This is a genomic window from Serratia myotis, assembly GCF_027474885.1.
In the GTDB taxonomy this organism is placed as follows: domain Bacteria; phylum Pseudomonadota; class Gammaproteobacteria; order Enterobacterales; family Enterobacteriaceae; genus Serratia; species Serratia proteamaculans.
The window spans coordinates 2,510,201-2,527,270 of record NZ_CP099707.1; the positions used below are offsets into that span (position 1 = coordinate 2,510,201).

Genomic DNA, 17,070 nt, shown 5'->3' on the forward strand with positions numbered 1-17,070 from the left:
CTGAAGCTCAGGGCGCCATACTGGCGTCCTGAGTGCGGCGCTGTTGCGACCGTTTTTCCCGCATAAAATCAATGAAAACCCGCAGTTTGAGCGGCATATGCCGACTGGCCGGAAAGTAGATGAAAAAACCGGGGGAATCGCCGCTGTACTCCGCCAGTACTTCCACCAGTTGCCCGCTGCTTAGCTCACGTTGCACCGTGTTGGCAAAACGTTGGGTCATGCCCAATCCCATCAAAGCGGCGTCTTTAATCAGCCGGTCTTCGTTAAATATCAGGCTGCCGCTCACCTCCAGCGTGAGCTGCCCGCCATCCTGCCTGAAATACCAGGGCTCAAACTTGCCGCTGCCGGGGAAACGGTAACGCAGGCAGTTGTGGTCGCTCAGCGCCTGCGGCGTCAGTGGCGTGCCGTGCTGCGCCAAATAGCCGGGAGTGGCGATAATCACCCGCCGCTGGTCGCGGTCGATCGGCACCGCAATCATGTCTTTCTGTAGCATGGCTCGCATGCGAATACCGGCATCGAAACTGTCCAACACCAGATCGGAAAAGTGGTCGTCGGTAAACAGCTCAAGCTGTACCTCGGGGTAGAGCGCCTGAAACTCCGCCAGATAGGGCATCACCAGCAGTGAGGCGGCCAACTGCGGCAGGGTAATGCGCAGCAGGCCGGAAGGGCGACCGTGCAGGGTGCGTACATCGTCTGCGGCCACCTCGATCTGTCCCATGGCGGGCGCCACCCGTTGGTAAAAAAGACGCCCCTCATCGCTTAGCCGCACCGACCGGCTGGTACGGTTGAACAGCCGTACCCCAAGCCGGGTTTCCAACGCCTGAATGTTTTGCGACACCGCCGGAGGGGTAACACCCAACTGATTAGCTGCCTGGGTAAAGCTGCCCAAGCGGGCGACGGCTTCGAAAAACGGCAGTAATTGCAATAGTGAACTCATCTATCAGTAACCCCTGCTTAATGATTTGTTAAGTAACCGGGTATTTAATTTTATAATAATCGCTTTAGACTGATTTTATACCCCCTCAGAGAGCATCAAATCATGTCGATACCGAATCAGTCATTAGCAGAACGAGTACAGGCGGCCAGCCGTCAGGCGATTGCCGAACAACGCATCGTCGGCAGCGTGGTGCTGGTGGCGCGGCAGGGTAAGGTGATTTACGCCGAAGCCAGCGGCTACGCCGACCGAGAACTACAGCGGCCGATGCGACGTGAAACCCAGTTCCGGCTGTCTTCGGTGTCCAAGCCCTACATCACGCTGGCGGCGATGCGCATGGTCGAACAACAAAAGCTGGGGCTGGATGATGCCGTCAGCCGTTGGCTGCCCTGGTTCACGCCTGCGCTGGCCGATGGCCGCCAGCCAGAGATTAAAATCCGTCATTTGCTCAGCCACACCGCCGGGCTGGATTATCGTTTTAATCAACCGGCGGACGGGCCATATCAGCAGTTGGGCATTCAAGACGGTATGACGTTGTCGCCACTGACGCTGGAGCAAAATTTGCGACTGTTGGCTCAGGCTGATCTGTTGGTGGCACCCGGCAGCGAATTCAATTATTCGCTGGCGATCGACGTATTGGGGGCGGTACTGGAGCAGGTGGCTGGCGAGCCGTTGCCACTGTTGTTCGAACACTGGGTCGCGCAACCCTTGGGGCTGAGTAATACCGGGTTTTACACCGCGGATGCCGACAACCTGGCGACGGCTTATCACGACAGCGCCGCCCGGCCGGAGCCGATCCACGACGGCATGCATCTGACGCTGCCGGAAGGTTTTGGTTTTGACATTGAATTGTCGCCATCACGTGCGCTTGATCCGCTGGCTTATGCTTCTGGCGGAGCCAGCATGGTCGGCGATGCTGATGACGTGCTGCATCTGGTCGAGACTTTGCGCGGTGGTGGAGAGGGGATTTTACAACCGGCCAGCGTGGCGCTGATGCGTCAGCCGCATGTCGGTGCTGAAGCTGAAACCCAGGGGCCGGGCTGGGGCTTTGGTTTTGGCGGCGCGGTGCTGGTGGATGCACAACTGGCGATGACGCCACAGCATAATGGCACCCTGCAGTGGGGGGGTGTGTATGGACACAGTTGGTTTTACGATCCGCAGGCGGCATTAAGCGTGGTGGCGCTGACCAATACGGCGTTTGAAGGTATGAGCGGGCTGTATCCGCAGCAGATCCGCGATGCGGTGTACGGGAACCAGGAATAAAACAGGGGCCCGATCAAGCGGGCCCCAAGGCTGTGATGCTGAGAATTACTGGGCTGGTACCGGTGCAGGAACGGCGTCCTGTGCCGGTGCGCCTTCTGCTGCTGGTGCACCCAGCAGGCCAAAGGTACCGATGAACTCTTGCAGCGACATCTTGTTGCCGTTCAGATCAACCTGATTGTCAGCGTAATGGAAGCTGCTGCCGATCACTCCGTCTTTCAAGGTGGTCAGTTTGAACATCTGCCCCATGGCGGCCAGACCCTGCACCTGCTGCTGGGCCAGTTTCTGTGCTTCTTCCGCGCTGTAACCCTGCAGTAAAGCTGTTTGCGAGGTGGTTTCGGTCGCCATCGCCACTGGAATGCTCAGATTGGCGTCCAGTTTTTTCACTGAACGGGCAATCAGCTGATCCGGTGATTCGGCAGGGGAACCGGCCTGCGCAGGATCGGTCAGATCCAGATTCAGGGTAAAGGTACTTTCACCCTTGCTGTTTTTCCAGCTCAGCGGTGCAACGCTGATGCTAGGGTTGCCCTTCAACAGCAGCGGCAGGTTCTGCAGCAGGATATCGGTGGTTTGTTGCTGGTAGGCCACAGGATCCATAGTTTGCGCCTGTTGCAGCATTTGCATTGCCTGCTGGTTATAGCGGTCAGCAAACTCTTTCAGCGATTTGGCGTCCAGTTTGTCGATTTTCAGCGACAGCTTGCCGGAACCGAAGTCGCTGTTCTGGATCTTCAGCGCGTCCATGGTGTAATCGATCTGGCCGTTCAGGTTAGCGTCTTTCTCACCGAATTGGCTTGCCAGCTTAAAGCCGTCCAGCGTCAGGGTATCTTTACCGTCAACGGCAACCTTGACCTGCTTCAGTTCCATATTCTGGTTGCCCAGGCTGAGATCGAACTGACCGGCGTGGGTCTGGCTCTTCAGCGTAGCGCCCAGCAACTGAACCTGCTCGGTCTGACCAAACTGGTTCGGGCCGCTGATCACTGCGCTGTCGCTGCTGGCGTCCAGGGTGATGGCTTTCATATCGCGTGAGACATCGGCATTGATGGTCGCACCGCTGAATTTCAGCGCTGACTTGTCCTTCTGGTATTCCAGCGGGATCACGTCAATGGCAGATGAGGTATCACCACTGTAGGAAATACGAGACTCGGCGGTGAACAGCGACTTGCCCTTGGTGATATCAAACAGGCCTTTGGTCGCCGGGGTGTTTTCCAGTTCGGTATGCACCGACGCCATGCTTGGCAGCAGGTTGAATTTTTTCAGTTGGGCAAACGGGAAGGGACCGTGGTCGATGGTTTCCATAAACGCCACTTCATCACCGGCTTTCAGCGGAGCCTCGTCGGTGGTGACGCTGCCGTCTGCGCGCAGCACATAGCGAATTTTACTGCTGAAAATACCGCGCTGGTAATTTTCATAACCCAGCTTAACCCCGGCTTTTGGCAGATAGACTTTCAGCTGGCTGTTGGCGTTATCAACCACTTCACCCATCCGTTGTTCGATCAGTTTGCCGGTGTACCAGGAAGCCCCGGTCCATGCTGCGCCTAGAACCACAATGACGCTAACAGCGACTAACGATTTTTTCATAGTTCTGTTCATCCTTATTAAGCCATCTGTCTCGAACAGATGGATGGGCAAATTTGGGCCAATAAAAAAACGCCCGTAGGCGTTTAATTGTGAAGGTAAGCCACTCTTTCAGCAACCAATTTGCGGAAATTTACCGAGTGTTTACGACAACAGGTTATAAACACGAGCGATTCGACCGCTGCCACTGACGTTAACCGGCGATTCGAACGCGCCGATAAAGCAGGATTCACCCGGCTTGAGCACCAGTTGCTGATCCTGTTTGGTTAGCACCGCTTCACCGTCAACGCAGAACACGATGGCCGCGCTGTTTTGCGCCAGCGCCTGGGGAGCAGCGGAAAGGTCATGCAGTGAGAAGGCGAAATCTTCGACCGGGATTGGGAAGAACAGCTCGTCACCGCGTTTTTGCGGCTGGGTCAGCAGGCCGGATGCCGGTTGCGGGCGGAACTGCAGATTGGCCAGCAATTCTGGAATATCGATGAATTTTGGCGTCAGGCCGGCGCGCAGCACGTTGTCCGAGTTGGCCATCACTTCCAGCGCCACGCCTTTCAGGTAGGCATGTGGGGTTTCGGCATACAGGAACATCGCTTCGCCCGGCTTGAGCTGTACCACGTTCAGCAGCAGCGGTGAGAACAGGCCGCTGTCTTCCGGGTAGAAACCGGCGATAAAGCGGATAGTGTCCCAGGTTTCGCCCTGTTGATTATTCAGCGCGGCTTTCAATACCCCAAGCGCCAGCGATTTCTGTTCACCGCTCATCGCCAGCAGGCTGGCAAACAGGGACGACAGGTGGCTGATATCCGGCTGTTGCAGGAATGCGGCGATATCATGATGGGCACCGGCAATCGGCTGCAGCAGGGAAACAATGTCGGACAGTTCGCGGAAGCCGTTCATCGCCAGGAAAGGCGTCAGGGCGAACACCAGCTCCGGTTTGTGATTCGGATCTTTATAATTGCGCTCGGCGGCGTCCAGCGGAATACCGGCGGCATTTTCTTTGGCGAAGCCTGTTTCGGCTGCGGATTTACTTGGATGCACCTGAATGGACAGCGGCTGGTCGGCACACAGCACTTTGAACAGGAACGGCAACTCACCAAAGCGACTGGCAACTTCGGCACCCAATTGTTTAGGCTGATCTTCATCAATGACATCGCGCAACGAGCGCAAAGTGCCGTCGGCACCGGCCACGCGGGAGCTGCTTTTCGGATGAGCGCCCATCCACAGTTCGGCCATCGGCTGCCCTTGCGGGTTAGCAATGCCATACAGCTGGGTTAACGCGTCGTGACTGCCCCATGCATAGTTTTGCACTGCGTTGGTCATTTTTTGCATCTTGATAAACATCCTTTGCATTCCCGTCGAGGCGACGGTCAGTATCTGACAGTGAGTAAAACCTTGTGCGGCTTATCCTACACGCGAACCTTGGCGTAAAAACGGGGCGCGATCAAACAAGTAGCGTTCCGCAAGGCCGGCAAAGTATAGCGTGATAGCCACCCCGGTCACAATTCGGACGTCGGTTGGCAAAGCGGTGGGGTTGGATAAAAAAACACCGTTCCTTTTTGCGGGCAAATATATTTTTCGCCGTAAATGCAGACGTTGGCATTTTAGTCTGCTTCCTCAATTTCTATTTCAAACTGTGTTTTTTGAAGTGAATTATTACCGGCAGAATATATCTCTCATCATAATTATTGGGTTTGTATTGGCAATCACACAACTAGCTAAATTTAATGGGCAGCGTCGCTATACAGTGCAGGCAAATAAACTCACTGATTAAATTTTGCTAAATTAGAGGCGCTGATGAAAAAACTGCTACTGGTTCTGATGCTGTGCACTTCCGCAGCCCATTCGGCCGTCGTGGTCACCCATGCTTATGGTTATGGCGTTGCCCGGCCGGTGGTGGTCGCTCCAAGACCGGTGATCGTCGCGCCACGCCCGGTCGTGGTGGTGGCTCAGCCCGTGGTGGTTACACCGGCACCGGTGGTGGTTACCGCCGCCCCGGTAGCTCATCCTGTTGCCGCCGTTGCTGGTGCCGTCGGTGCGGGGGTGTATCGCCACAACGAGCGTCAGGACGCCTACGATGAAATCAATCACCTGCAGGACCAAAGAATTAACGCTTATAATCAACACCACCCTTAATCTGTGGATTAAGAATAAATAATCGGAGCGCCAGTCGGCGCTTTTTTATTGCTGATATTTACCTGCCGGGCTGAGAGAACCGACCCCAAAACAATATCCGTACAATAATCCAGACAATGTTGAAAAAATGCTGTGAAGTAACTCTCTTAATGCGAATAGTTATTATGTCACTATACTGGTTGGGTGTGCCGGCGGGCTTGAGCGCGTTGGCGTAATCGTACATTTTTAGGAATTGTACTAAGGAGATCGTGATGGCAGCCGTTCGTATTGAAAAAGACTCTATGGGACCGATTGAAGTGCCGGCCGATCGGCTATGGGGGGCGCAAACTCAGCGTTCACTGGAGCACTTCCGCATCTCTTCCGAAAAGATGCCGACCGCCCTGATCCATGCGCTGGCGTTGACCAAACGCGCTGCGGCCAGCGTGAATATGGATCTGGGCCTGCTGCCCGCCGAACGTGCCAACGCCATCATCAGCGCTGCCGATGAAGTGCTGGCGGATCAACATACCAATGAATTCCCGTTGTCGATTTGGCAAACCGGCTCCGGCACCCAGACCAACATGAACATGAATGAAGTGCTGGCCAACCGCGCCAGTGAGCTGTTGGGTGGCGTGCGGGGGGAAGAGCGACGGGTGCACCCGAACGACGACGTCAACAAGAGCCAAAGCTCCAACGATGTGTTCCCGACCGCGATGCACGTAGCCGCGGTAATTGCAGTGCGTGAGCATTTGATCCCCGAACTGAAAGTGCTGCATAAAACCCTGAGCGACAAAGCAGAAGCCTACCGCGATATCGTCAAAATTGGCCGCACCCATTTGCAGGATGCAACGCCGCTGACCCTCGGCCAGGAGATTTCCGGCTGGGCGGCGATGCTGGCGCATAACCTGCAGCACATTGAGGCCAGTATCCCGCACATTTGTGAACTGGCCTTGGGCGGGACTGCCGTGGGCACCGGGCTGAATACTCATCCGGAATACGCGGTTCGCGTTGCCAGGGCGCTGGCTGACCTGACGAAACAGCCGTTCGTCACCGCCCCCAACAAATTTGAAGCGCTGGCGACCTGTGATGCGCTGGTGCATGGCCACGGCGCGCTGAAAGGGCTGGCGGCGTCGTTGATGAAAATTGCCAACGACGTGCGCTGGTTGTCCTCCGGCCCGCGTTGCGGCATCGGTGAAATCTCGATCCCGGAAAACGAACCGGGCAGCTCGATCATGCCGGGCAAGGTCAACCCAACCCAGTGCGAAGCGATGACCATGCTGTGCGCGCAGGTGCTGGGCAATGACGTGGCGGTGAATATCGGCGGGGCTTCCGGCAACTTTGAGTTGAACGTATTCCGCCCGATGGTGATCCACAACTATTTGCAATCTATCCGCCTGCTGGCCGACGGCATGCAGGGCTTTAATGAGCACTGTGCGGTGGGTATCGAACCTAATCGGGACCGCATCAGCCAGTTGCTGAATGAATCCTTGATGCTGGTTACCGCGCTGAATACCCACATCGGTTATGACAAAGCGGCAGAAATCGCCAAGAAAGCGCACAAGGAAGGGCTGACGCTGAAAGGCTCTGCGCTGAAGTTGGGCTACCTGACCGAAGAGGAGTTCGATCTGTGGGTGCGCCCGGAAGACATGGTCGGCAGCATGAAGAAGTAATTGATTGAGTCAGAAGCATAAGGCTTACTGAGGTAAGCCTTTTTTGTGGAAAAAATTCAATGTCACGTACCGAGCGTTTACTCGATTTAATGCAGATCCTGCGGCGGCATCGCTACCCGGTTGCCGGCCATGCATTGGCGCAGGAAATGAATATCAGCATGCGCACGCTGTACCGGGATATCGCCACGCTGCAACAGCAGGGCGCCGAGATTGTCGGCGAGGCCGGGGTGGGCTATGTGCTGCGGCCTGGCTTTATGCTGCCGCCCCTGATGTTCTCGCAGCAGGAAATAGAAGCGCTGGTACTGGGGATGCGCTGGGTGGGCCGTCGGGGCGACAGTCAATTGGCCGGTGCGGCCAATAATGCGCTGGCGAAAATCGCCGACGTTCTGCCTGCGGCGCTGCGCGATGAATTGGAGGCCAGCACGCTGCTGATTGGCCCGGTGGATCTGGTGAAGGTGGCGGACGAGACTCTGGTGCTGATCCGCGAGGTGATCCGCCAGGAACGCAAACTGGCGGTGGATTATTGCGATCGTGACGGTAACCCCAGCGAACGTATTCTCTGGCCCTTTGCTCTGGGCTATTTTGAACAGGCGCGGATGCTGGTTGCCTGGTGTGAACTGCGCCAGTCATTTCGCCATTTCCGTCTCGACCGTATTCGTCTGGCGACGCCGTTGGCGCAGCGTTATCCGCGTGGGCGCCGTTCGCTGATGAAAGAGTGGCACGAGACTCAGGGCATTCCGCCGCAGTAGGTAGACGCGCTCTATCAGCAGTGGCGCGAACAGGGGCTGGAGATGATTCAGCCGCCAGTGACGCTGGACTTCGGCTATAGCTTCGTCGCCTGCGATCCGGATGGTCATCGTCTGCGGGTGTACTGCCTCAGCGAGTAGGAACGTCGGTATACAGATGCAACCGCTTGACCAGCAGCCGCAGCGGCCTGGCGTCCGGTTTGTATTTATGTTTCACCGCCGAGGCGTCGTAATTGAGCAATTCGCCAATCTTCGGCACCAGGGCACCGTTTTCCACCTGACACAGGGCAATCAGCGGCAGCGGGCAGGGGTGTTGCACCTGCTTTTGCTGCGGTTGATACCAAACCCGGGCGATGGGTTGCACTTTTACCGGTCGTTTGATTTTTAGCACCGCCTGCTGGGGCAGACGGCTGACGTCGTCGATCTCACGGCTGACCAGTTCGGCCCATTGTTCGCGATTATGGGGCGGTACCGCGCGTCCGGCCTTCAGGCTCTTTTCCAATTGCGCCAGAATATCGTCGCGTTTCACGTTCTTGATGATGTGCTTATTGGCCCAGCCGAAGCGCACCGAATCCGGATTGGTCAGAACGGTGAGGGTACGATAGGCGCTGAGGGTGATCAGGCCATGCAGGTGGGTGTGGACGAAGTCAAAACGCTGCTCCGGTGCCAGGCCAGAGTCGACGGTGATAATCTGCTCCAGCTCGGCCTTCAGCCGGTTAATCAGGGCAATTTGCTGCTGCAACTCAGAGTATTCCGTTGCTTCCACCGCCAGGCAAATCACACCGGGCAGGCGTACCGCCGCCTTACTGCTAATGTTGTGCTTGTTGTGATGGATAAACAGCCGCTGATAGTGCTCCAACGCCAGATCGCGCGCGGCCAGGCCCAGATGTTGCTCGACGGCAATCTGCGCTACGGCATCGTGCTCTTTACCTTTCTCGATTTCGGGCAGGCTGAATACCCGCCCAGCCAGCAAGCGCAGCGGCAGGATCTGCTGATGCAGGCTTGCCAGCGCCTGTTCAAGCTCGCTAAAGCAAGCATTCATCCTGCTGATTAAACCGTATTTATCCATCACTCGCTCCTATTTTAGTTACAACATACAATAAGAGACCCACAAACGAAAGGGCAACATTAGCAACGGTGTGGGTGGGGATACCGAGTGGTCCAGGCCTGACAGAGGGATTAAGGCCACCGCAGGCACCCATTGGGGCGGCGGTGGGCCAGAGATTAAACGCGTGCCGCTTCCGGCAGTTTCTTCAGGTAATGCACCACCAACAGGGCCAGCAACAACATCACGCTGATAAAGGCCACCACGCCATTCCAGCCAAAACTGTGCCAGAACACGCCGCCGAGGGTACCGGCGACACTGGAGCCCACGTAGTAGCAGAACAGATAAAGCGAAGATGCCTGACCCTTGGCCCGGCGCGCACGCCGACCAATCCAACTGCTGGCAACCGAATGGGCGGCAAAGAAACCGGCGGTAAACAGCATCATACCGATGAAAATAACCGCTACCGGTGCCAGTGCGGTAATCAGGATCCCGATCAGCATAATCAGGGTTGACGCCAACAGCACCGGCCCGCGGCCAAAACGGGAGGTCATGGCACCGGCTTTCGGTGAGCTGTAAGAACCGGTCAGATACACCACCGACAGCAGGCCAACTATCGCCTGGCTGAGGTGATAAGGATCTGCCAGCAGGCGGTAGCCAATATAGTTGAACATAGTGACAAAACTGCCCATCAGCAGAAAACCTTCGGCAAACAGCAGCGGTAAGCCTTTGTCGTGCCAATGCAGCCGGAAGTTAATCAGCAGGGTACGCGGGCGCAACGAACTGGCGCGAAAATGCTTTGATTCGGGCAAGATGCGCCAAAACATGCAGGCCGCGGCCAACGCGAACAGGCCGATCACCGCCAGCGAAACCCGCCAGGAGAAGAAGTCGGTCAGTACCCCAGTCACCAGACGACCGCTCATGCCGCCGATGGAATTACCGCTGATATACAGCCCCATCGAAAAGGCGACAAAGCTGGGATGGATCTCTTCGCTCAGGTAAGTCATGCCGACGGCGGCGACGCCGCTCAGCGAGAGCCCTATCAGCGCGCGCATCAGCAGAATACCTTGCCAACTGGTCATAAAGGCGCAAATCAGGGTGCAGATTGCCGCCAGCAGTAGCGCTACCACCATCACCGATTTGCGGCCGATGGCGTCGGACAGCGGGCCGGTAAACATCAGGCCAATCGCCAATAGCCCGGTGGACACCGACAGCGACAGGCTACTTTCCGCCGGAGAGATGCCGAAGTCCTGTGACAAAACCGGCAGGATCGGCTGCACGCAATACAACAAGGCGAAAGTGGCCAACCCGGCAGAGAACAACGCCAGGGTGACGCGCATAAACTGCGGCGTTCCGCGTTCGATGTAGGGAAGTTTATTCAGGGTGGAACGTTGAGTTTTTGGCGCAGCAGCCGCATCGTCATTGGCGGCCAGCGTCGACGGCATATTGGCCGCAGAACGCACAGGGGTTGTCACAGTTTTTCCTTACCGAACTTGGCGTGATTTAAACAAGCACATCTTTGGTTAACAAAATCATAGGGAGAGGGCAGTTTTTTGTCTAATATATTAATAATTAAAATTAAGACGTTTAAAGTATGAATATCGAATTGAGGCATCTGCGTTATTTCATTGCCGTGGCAGAAGAGCTGCATTTTGGCCGCGCCGCGGAACGCCTGCGGATCTCCCAGCCGCCGCTCAGTCAGCAGATCCAGGCGCTGGAGGAAATGGTCGGCGCACGCCTGCTGGCGCGTAACAACCGCAATGTCAGCCTGACACAGGCGGGGGAAATGTTCCTGAAAGAGGCCTATCAGGTGCTCGATCAGGTCGGCCGCGCGGCGGAGAAAGCGGCGCGGCTGGAACGGGGTGAGGTGGGTGAGTTGACCATAGGCTTCACCTCTTCGGCTCCCTTTATCAGCGTGGTATCGCGCAGTTTGCGTGCTTTTCGCCAACAGCACCCACAGGTGCATATCAAAATGCGCGAAGTGAACACCAAGCAGCAGATCGAACCCTTACTCAATGGCAGTCTGGATCTGGGGGTGATGCGTAATACCCGCTTGCCGGACGCCTTAAAGCATCAACTGTTACTGTGCGAGCCGTTGGTGGCGGTGGTACCGGAAGGACACCTGCTAACCCATGTGGCGCCGGGCACGCTGCGTTTCCAACATCTGGCGGAAGAACCCTTTGTGTTTTTCTCACGCGAGGTGGGCACCGCGCTGCATGACGAGATCTTGTCGCTGCTGGCCAAAGCAGGGATCACTCCCTATATCACCCAGGAGGTGGGCGAGGCGATGACCATCATTGGCCTGGTGTCTTCCGGGCTGGGTATCTCGATTCTGCCGGCGTCTTTTGCCCGGGTTAAAATCGACGGTGTGCAATATTTACCGCTGGCGGAACCAGAGGCGATGACTGAAGTTTGGCTGGTACATCATCGTCAACGGCCCCTGACCGCCGCGGCCAAATCCTTGATGGCATTACTGTTGCCCTGAATGCTGAACTGGGTAAATAAAACACAATCCGCAGTGAAAGTGGGGTGAATTTGTGCAGCAAATCACATAACGAATCAAATAGTTGACGCTGTATTACAAAAGCCCCACCATAGCCGATAGTCTTTATTTAGAAGCGCGAAAAATAGTAGGAGCAGGTTTGTGATTGCTGTTGGGCAGCCTGGGCATATCGATCAAATCAAGCAAACAAATGCAGGGGCAGTTTATCGGTTAATCGATCAACTGGGCCCAATTTCGCGCATCGAACTGTCAAAACGCGCTCAGCTCGCCCCCGCCAGTATCACCAAAATCGTACGCGAACTGCTGGAAGCCCATCTGGTTAAAGAAACCGAATTTCAGGAAGTCGGCAGTCGCGGTCGTCCAGCGGTTGGGCTGGTACTGGACACCGAAGCCTGGCACTACCTTTCCGCTCGCATCAGCCGGGGCACCATTACGCTGGCGCTGCGCGATATCAGCAGCAAACTGGTGGTAGAAGAGTTGTTGCCACTGGCCGCCGAACATCCCGACCCGCTGTTAAAACGCATTCTCGCTGAAGTCGACCAGTTCTTTATCCGTCATCAAAGCAAGCTGGAACGGTTAACGGCGATCGCCATTACGCTGCCGGGCATGGTCGACGCAATTTCCGGCGTAGTACACCGCATGCCGTTTTACGATGTAGAAGACATGCCATTAGGACCTGCGCTGGAAACGCGCACCGGGCTGCCGGTTTATTTGCAGCACGACATCAGCGCCTGGACCATGGCCGAAGCGTTATACGGTGCTTCACGCGGCAGCCAGAACGTGATCCAGGTGGTGATCGACCACAACGTCGGCGCCGGGGTGATCACCGGTGGCAGGGTGTTGCACGCCGGTAGCCACAGCGTGGTTGAGATTGGTCATACGCAGGTCGATCCTTACGGTAAACGCTGTTACTGCGGCAATCACGGCTGTCTGGAAACCGTCGCCAGTATCGAAAATATTCTGGAAATCGCCCAGCAACGTCTCGGCACCTCAATGAGTTCCAGTCTGCACGGTGCGCCACTGACGGTTGAGTCACTGTGTGATGCGGCGCTGGCGGGCGACCAACTGGCTAAAGACATTATTCTGGGAGTGGGCCACAGCGTAGGCCGTATCCTGGCGATAATGGTCAATCTGTTCAATCCGGAAAAAATCCTGGTGGGTTCCCCGCTGAACCGGGCGGCAGAAATTCTGCATCCGGCCATTGCCTCCTGTATTAGCCAGCAGTCACTACCGGCCTACAGCGAGAAGGTCCAGGTGGAGTCCACGCAGTTCTTCAATAAAGGCACCATGCCCGGCGCGGCACTGGTGAAAGAAGCGTTATACAACGGCTCTCTGCTGGTGCAGTTGCTGCAGGGCTAGCACCAATCAGCAATTCTTATCGTTTAACGACAAAAGGTTGAGCTACCTCAAGCCCCGTCCTCCTTGCATCCTCTAGACTTTTCCCGTTCGTCTCTTTCGCCGTATTTTCGGCGATATTTTGGTTAACGGTGCATCTCGGGGCAATTCATTCATGTTATCGCGTTTATTTGTTACAGGTACGGATACCGATGTCGGTAAAACCGTGGTTTCCCGCGCTTTATTACAGGCGCTGGCCGCGCAGGGCCGTTCTGTGGCCGGCTACAAGCCTGTTGCAGCACGCTGTCAGGAAACCAGCGAAGGCCTTCGCAATAAAGACGCTTTGGTTTTACAGGCATCCTCAACCCTGCCGCTGTCGTATCAGGAAATTAATCCCATCACCTGTCTGGAAGAAGTGTTTCACGCGCAACCCACCGACGATATCGACTACGGTGTGATGAGCAGTGGGTTGCAGCATTTGTCCGCCAAGGTCGATACCGTGGTGGTTGAGGGCAGCGGCGGCTGGCGCGTGCTGATGAACGATATGCGGCCTTACGCCGAATGGGTGATTCAGGAGCAACTGCCGGTGGTTTTGGTGGTGGGGATCAAACTGGGTTGTGTCAGCCACGCCCTGTTAACTGCGCAGGCGATCATTAATGATGGCTTACCTTTGCTAGGCTGGGTCGCTAACCGCATCAATCCGGGGCTGGCGCACTACGCTGAAACTATCGATGCGTTGCAGCAGCGTATTCCCGCGCCACTGCTGGGTGAAATCCCTTATTTGCCACGCGCCGAACAGCGTGAACTGGCGCGTTATCTGGATATTTCTCCGCTGCTAAACCGTTAGGCATTGTGATAGACCGACACCGAGCGCAAGCCGCGCGATACGGTGGTGGCGATCACACAGGCCAGCAGAATGCCTGGCAGCAGGGTATATTCACCGGTCATTTCGAACACCATCAGCGCAGCCATAATGGGCGCGTGGGTGGTGGCCGCCAACAGCGTAGCCATGCCGGTTAACGCCATCAGAATCGGTACCGCACTGCCCAGCTCCGGCCAGATGGCACAGAGTTGCCCAACCACCGAACCCAGTGCCGCCCCGACAAACAGCGTTGGCGTGAACACACCGCCGGGCGCCCCGGAACCGCTACTGGCGAGTACTGCCAGCAACTTGCAGATCAGAATCGCGCCAACCAGCAATACGCCGGGGGGCGCACTGAGCAGCGACTGCACCACGCTGTAGCCATTGCCCCACACCTCAGGAAACAGCAGCGAAAGCAGCCCGACAATCAGCCCACCCAACGCCAATTGCAGCGGCGGTTTTAGCCGTAGCGAGCGGAATGCGCGACCGGAAGAGGACATGGCCCACAGGAACAACGGCCCACAGACGCCGGCTAAAACGCCGAGTAGCGCCATCAGCAGATATTGCACCGGCCAGGGCGCGGGCAGGGGTTCCACCAGATACAGCGGCGCCTGACCACCGTTAAGTAAATTGGTCACCAGCAGGGCGCTGACGGCAGCAATCACCACTGGGCCGAGTGAGGCCAGCATCAGGGTGCCAAACAGAATTTCAGCGATAAACAGGCTACCCGCCAGCGGTGCATGGTAGGCGCTGGCCATACCGGCAGCGGCACCGCAGGCCACCCACAGCTTCCACTCTTTCTCATGGGTGAAGCGCTGGGCAAAGACTGACCCCACTAAGGCTGCCAGCAGGATCATCGCCCCTTCGCGTCCGATAGCGCTGCCGCTGGAGACCACCAGCAGCGAGGCCAGACATTTCACCAGGCTGGCGCTGACGTCCAGTCGCCCATCACCGGTTTCTATCGCTTCCATGTAGTCGGTTGGGGCAACCTGCCGCTGGTGCTGATAACGCTGATAAACCCACAGCAGCAAACCCGCCGCCAATCCGCCCAATGCCGGGGTTAACGCTCTGCGCCAGCCCGGCATTGCCGCGGCTGCAGCCACCAGGCTGCCATCTTCGTGGGCGAGCAGTAACCATTCCAGCCCGAGCATCGCACGATGAAACAGCCAAACCACCAACGCAGCGGCAATACCAAGAAAGATGGCGATAAACAGGCGGCGCAGCAGGGCGCGATAATGGTGCAGGTGGACCAATCGTTTCATGCGTCAGTAAAATCTTGAGAAAAATGAAAGGGTCGCTGAACATTGTGCTTGTCACCCCAACCGAAGGCCAGAGAATCTTTCCAGATTCGCCGACCGGCCCGTGGTTTGTTTGTTCTGTCGAACCATTGGGTGGCCTAATAGTTACGCTGTCACCTTCTGTTCAAATGGTGCGTTTATCGCCAGTCAAAACAGGGAACCAGACACCGGTAACGGCAACCTTCAATTCGGCTGGTATAATTTAAAGCAAATAAGAATCCATGGTTTGTAATAACGCAATGACAAATAACGACACACCTGCTCTGATCGCCCATCGTCCCTTAATCCTGATTGCCTGCATGCTGGCGATGTTTATGTCCGCCATCGAGGCGACCATTGTCGCCACGGCGATGCCAACCATCATTGGCGATCTCGGCGGCTTTTCCCTGCTCGGTTGGGTGTTCGCGGTTTATCTGTTGGCGCAGGCCATCACCATTCCAATCTATGGCCGGTTGGCGGATCTGCTGGGCCGCAAACGGGTATTTTTCTTTGGCGCGTCGCTGTTTTTGCTGGGTTCGATACTGTGCGGTTTCTCCCCCAATATGTACTGGCTGATTGGTTTTCGGCTGCTGCAGGGGCTGGGTGCCGGGGCGATTATGCCGACAGCCACCACCATTATTGGTGACATCTATAGCCCCACCGAGCGCCCAAAGGTAATGGGCTATATTTCCAGCGTCTGGGGCGTGTCGGCGATTATCGGGCCATTGCTGGGGGCGTTTATCGTCCAGCATTTGCCCTGGGCACTGGTGTTCTGGGTCAATTTGCCGATCGGGCTGCTGGCGATGTTTTTCCTCGCGCGTTATCTTCCCTCCAGCCGACAGGTGCGTAAACACGCGCTGGATCTGGCGGGTACCGCCTGGCTGACGCTGTTTGTTACCGCGCTGCTATTGTCGCTGTTGCAGGCAGAAAATCTCGGTTGGTGGGTAGTGCCGCTATTGGCGTTGGCGGCCGTCTCGCTGATGTTGCTGGTCCGCCAGGAACGGCGTGCACCGGAGCCGCTGTTCCCGCTGGCGCTGTGGCAAAGTCGGGTGATTGTGGCCGGTAATATTGGTGGGCTGGTGATTGGTGCGGCGATGATGGGCATCAGTGCCTTCCTGCCGACCTTTATTCAGGGCGTGATGGGCGGAACGCCGCTGGAGGCCGGTACCACACTGGCGCTGATGTCGATTGGTTGGCCGTTGGCCAGCACCTTCAGCGGTCGGTTGATGCTGATGACCTCTTACCGCACCACGGCGCTGCTGGGGGCATTGCTACTGTTGGCCGGTGGCCTGATTCTGTTACTGCTGCAGCCGACCGGCGGTTTATTGTGGGGGCGGGTAGCCGCCTTTATGGTCGGTGCGGGCATGGGGCTGTGCAACACCACGTTTCTGGTTTCGGTGCAGAATGCCGCTCACCACAGCATCCGCGGCATTGCCACCGCCTGTACGGTATTTACCCGCATGATGGGTTCGGCCATCGGTACCGCCATTTTGGGCGCGACATTGAACATCAATCTGCAAATTCGCTTGCCGCAAACGGCCGATCCGGTACAGCAACTGATGGAACCGGCAGCGCGTAGCGCAATGGCACCAGAAATCCTGACCGAGATGACGCAGCAGGTTGCCGCTTCTTTGCATTGGGTATTTTTGGTTTCTGCACTGTTGTCATTGCTGGCGTTGGCGGCAGCGATGCTGATCCCCGCGCGGCATCGGCCACAGGGTGAGGGTGAAGAGGCGGAGCAGGCGTAAAAAAGGAAA

14 protein-coding genes and 1 pseudogene are annotated in these 17,070 nt (G+C 56.7%); 9 read left to right on the forward strand and 6 right to left on the reverse strand.

Annotated elements, in window-relative coordinates:
• Window positions 1–7: 7 nt before the first annotated feature.
• Window positions 8–937 (reverse strand): LysR family transcriptional regulator, encoded by a 930-nt coding sequence (locus NHG65_RS12045; RefSeq protein ID WP_499183379.1) that lies wholly within the window; start codon window positions 935–937, stop codon window positions 8–10.
• Between the two features lie 102 nt (window positions 938–1,039).
• Between NHG65_RS12045 and NHG65_RS12050 the strand changes: the two genes are divergently transcribed.
• Window positions 1,040–2,197, forward strand: coding sequence for a serine hydrolase domain-containing protein (locus NHG65_RS12050; protein ID WP_499183380.1), 1,158 nt, complete (start codon window positions 1,040–1,042; stop codon window positions 2,195–2,197).
• Window positions 2,198–2,242: 45 nt separating this feature from the next.
• Here the strand turns inward: NHG65_RS12050 and NHG65_RS12055 are convergent, their stop codons facing one another.
• Both NHG65_RS12055 and manA read right to left on the reverse strand, forming a co-directional pair.
• On the reverse strand, window positions 2,243–3,772 hold the full coding sequence (locus NHG65_RS12055) for a YdgA family protein (protein ID WP_413476915.1): 1,530 nt from the start codon (window positions 3,770–3,772) through the stop codon (window positions 2,243–2,245).
• A gap of 141 nt (window positions 3,773–3,913) precedes the next feature.
• Window positions 3,914–5,092 (reverse strand): mannose-6-phosphate isomerase, encoded by a 1,179-nt coding sequence (manA, locus tag NHG65_RS12060; protein ID WP_099062079.1) that lies wholly within the window; start codon window positions 5,090–5,092, stop codon window positions 3,914–3,916.
• A 465-nt stretch (window positions 5,093–5,557) separates the two neighbouring features.
• Between manA and NHG65_RS12065 the strand changes: the two genes are divergently transcribed.
• From NHG65_RS12065 to NHG65_RS12080, 4 genes and pseudogenes are all read left to right on the forward strand, one after another.
• Complete coding sequence (locus NHG65_RS12065) at window positions 5,558–5,896, forward strand: hypothetical protein (RefSeq protein ID WP_099061876.1); 339 nt, start codon at window positions 5,558–5,560, stop codon at window positions 5,894–5,896.
• A gap of 251 nt (window positions 5,897–6,147) precedes the next feature.
• Complete coding sequence (gene fumC, locus NHG65_RS12070) at window positions 6,148–7,545, forward strand: class II fumarate hydratase (RefSeq protein WP_207977028.1); 1,398 nt, start codon at window positions 6,148–6,150, stop codon at window positions 7,543–7,545.
• A gap of 59 nt (window positions 7,546–7,604) precedes the next feature.
• A complete protein-coding gene (locus NHG65_RS12075; RefSeq protein WP_112347468.1) occupies window positions 7,605–8,294 on the forward strand; it encodes a helix-turn-helix transcriptional regulator in 690 nt (229 codons plus the stop codon).
• Window positions 8,295–8,432, forward strand: a pseudogene (locus NHG65_RS12080) (VOC family protein); the annotation flags it as partial.
• Here NHG65_RS12080 and tus read toward each other — a convergent pair.
• Together tus and NHG65_RS12090 are read right to left on the reverse strand one after the other, a co-directional pair.
• The gene (gene tus / locus NHG65_RS12085; protein ID WP_099061878.1) at window positions 8,422–9,360 is read right to left on the reverse strand and encodes a DNA replication terminus site-binding protein; all 939 of its coding nucleotides are present in this window, start codon (window positions 9,358–9,360) and stop codon (window positions 8,422–8,424) included. The pseudogene NHG65_RS12080 and the gene tus sit on opposite strands and share 11 nt — an antisense overlap.
• A gap of 155 nt (window positions 9,361–9,515) precedes the next feature.
• Complete coding sequence (locus NHG65_RS12090) at window positions 9,516–10,781, reverse strand: MFS transporter (protein WP_219016097.1); 1,266 nt, start codon at window positions 10,779–10,781, stop codon at window positions 9,516–9,518.
• A gap of 149 nt (window positions 10,782–10,930) precedes the next feature.
• Between NHG65_RS12090 and NHG65_RS12095 the strand changes: the two genes are divergently transcribed.
• The 3 genes from NHG65_RS12095 to bioD all read left to right on the forward strand — a co-directional run bounded on the left by NHG65_RS12095 (window position 10,931) and on the right by bioD (window position 14,021).
• Entirely contained in the window at window positions 10,931–11,821 is an 891-nt protein-coding gene (locus NHG65_RS12095) for a LysR family transcriptional regulator (RefSeq protein ID WP_499183381.1), read from the forward strand.
• A 159-nt stretch (window positions 11,822–11,980) separates the two neighbouring features.
• Window positions 11,981–13,198 (forward strand): sugar metabolism global transcriptional regulator Mlc, encoded by a 1,218-nt coding sequence (gene mlc / locus NHG65_RS12100; RefSeq protein WP_099061881.1) that lies wholly within the window; start codon window positions 11,981–11,983, stop codon window positions 13,196–13,198.
• 151 nt (window positions 13,199–13,349) lie between these two features.
• A complete protein-coding gene (bioD, locus tag NHG65_RS12105; RefSeq protein ID WP_099061882.1) occupies window positions 13,350–14,021 on the forward strand; it encodes a dethiobiotin synthase in 672 nt (223 codons plus the stop codon).
• On the opposite strand, the gene clcB is transcribed toward bioD, so the two are convergent.
• A complete protein-coding gene (clcB, locus tag NHG65_RS12110) occupies window positions 14,018–15,298 on the reverse strand; it encodes a voltage-gated ClC-type chloride channel ClcB (protein WP_499183382.1) in 1,281 nt (426 codons plus the stop codon). The genes bioD and clcB overlap by 4 nt on opposite strands.
• A 275-nt stretch (window positions 15,299–15,573) precedes the next feature.
• Between clcB and NHG65_RS12115 the strand changes: the two genes are divergently transcribed.
• Window positions 15,574–17,061, forward strand: a complete 1,488-nt coding sequence (locus NHG65_RS12115) for an MDR family MFS transporter (RefSeq protein ID WP_283603152.1) — start codon at window positions 15,574–15,576, stop codon at window positions 17,059–17,061.
• Window positions 17,062–17,070: the final 9 nt, after the last annotated feature.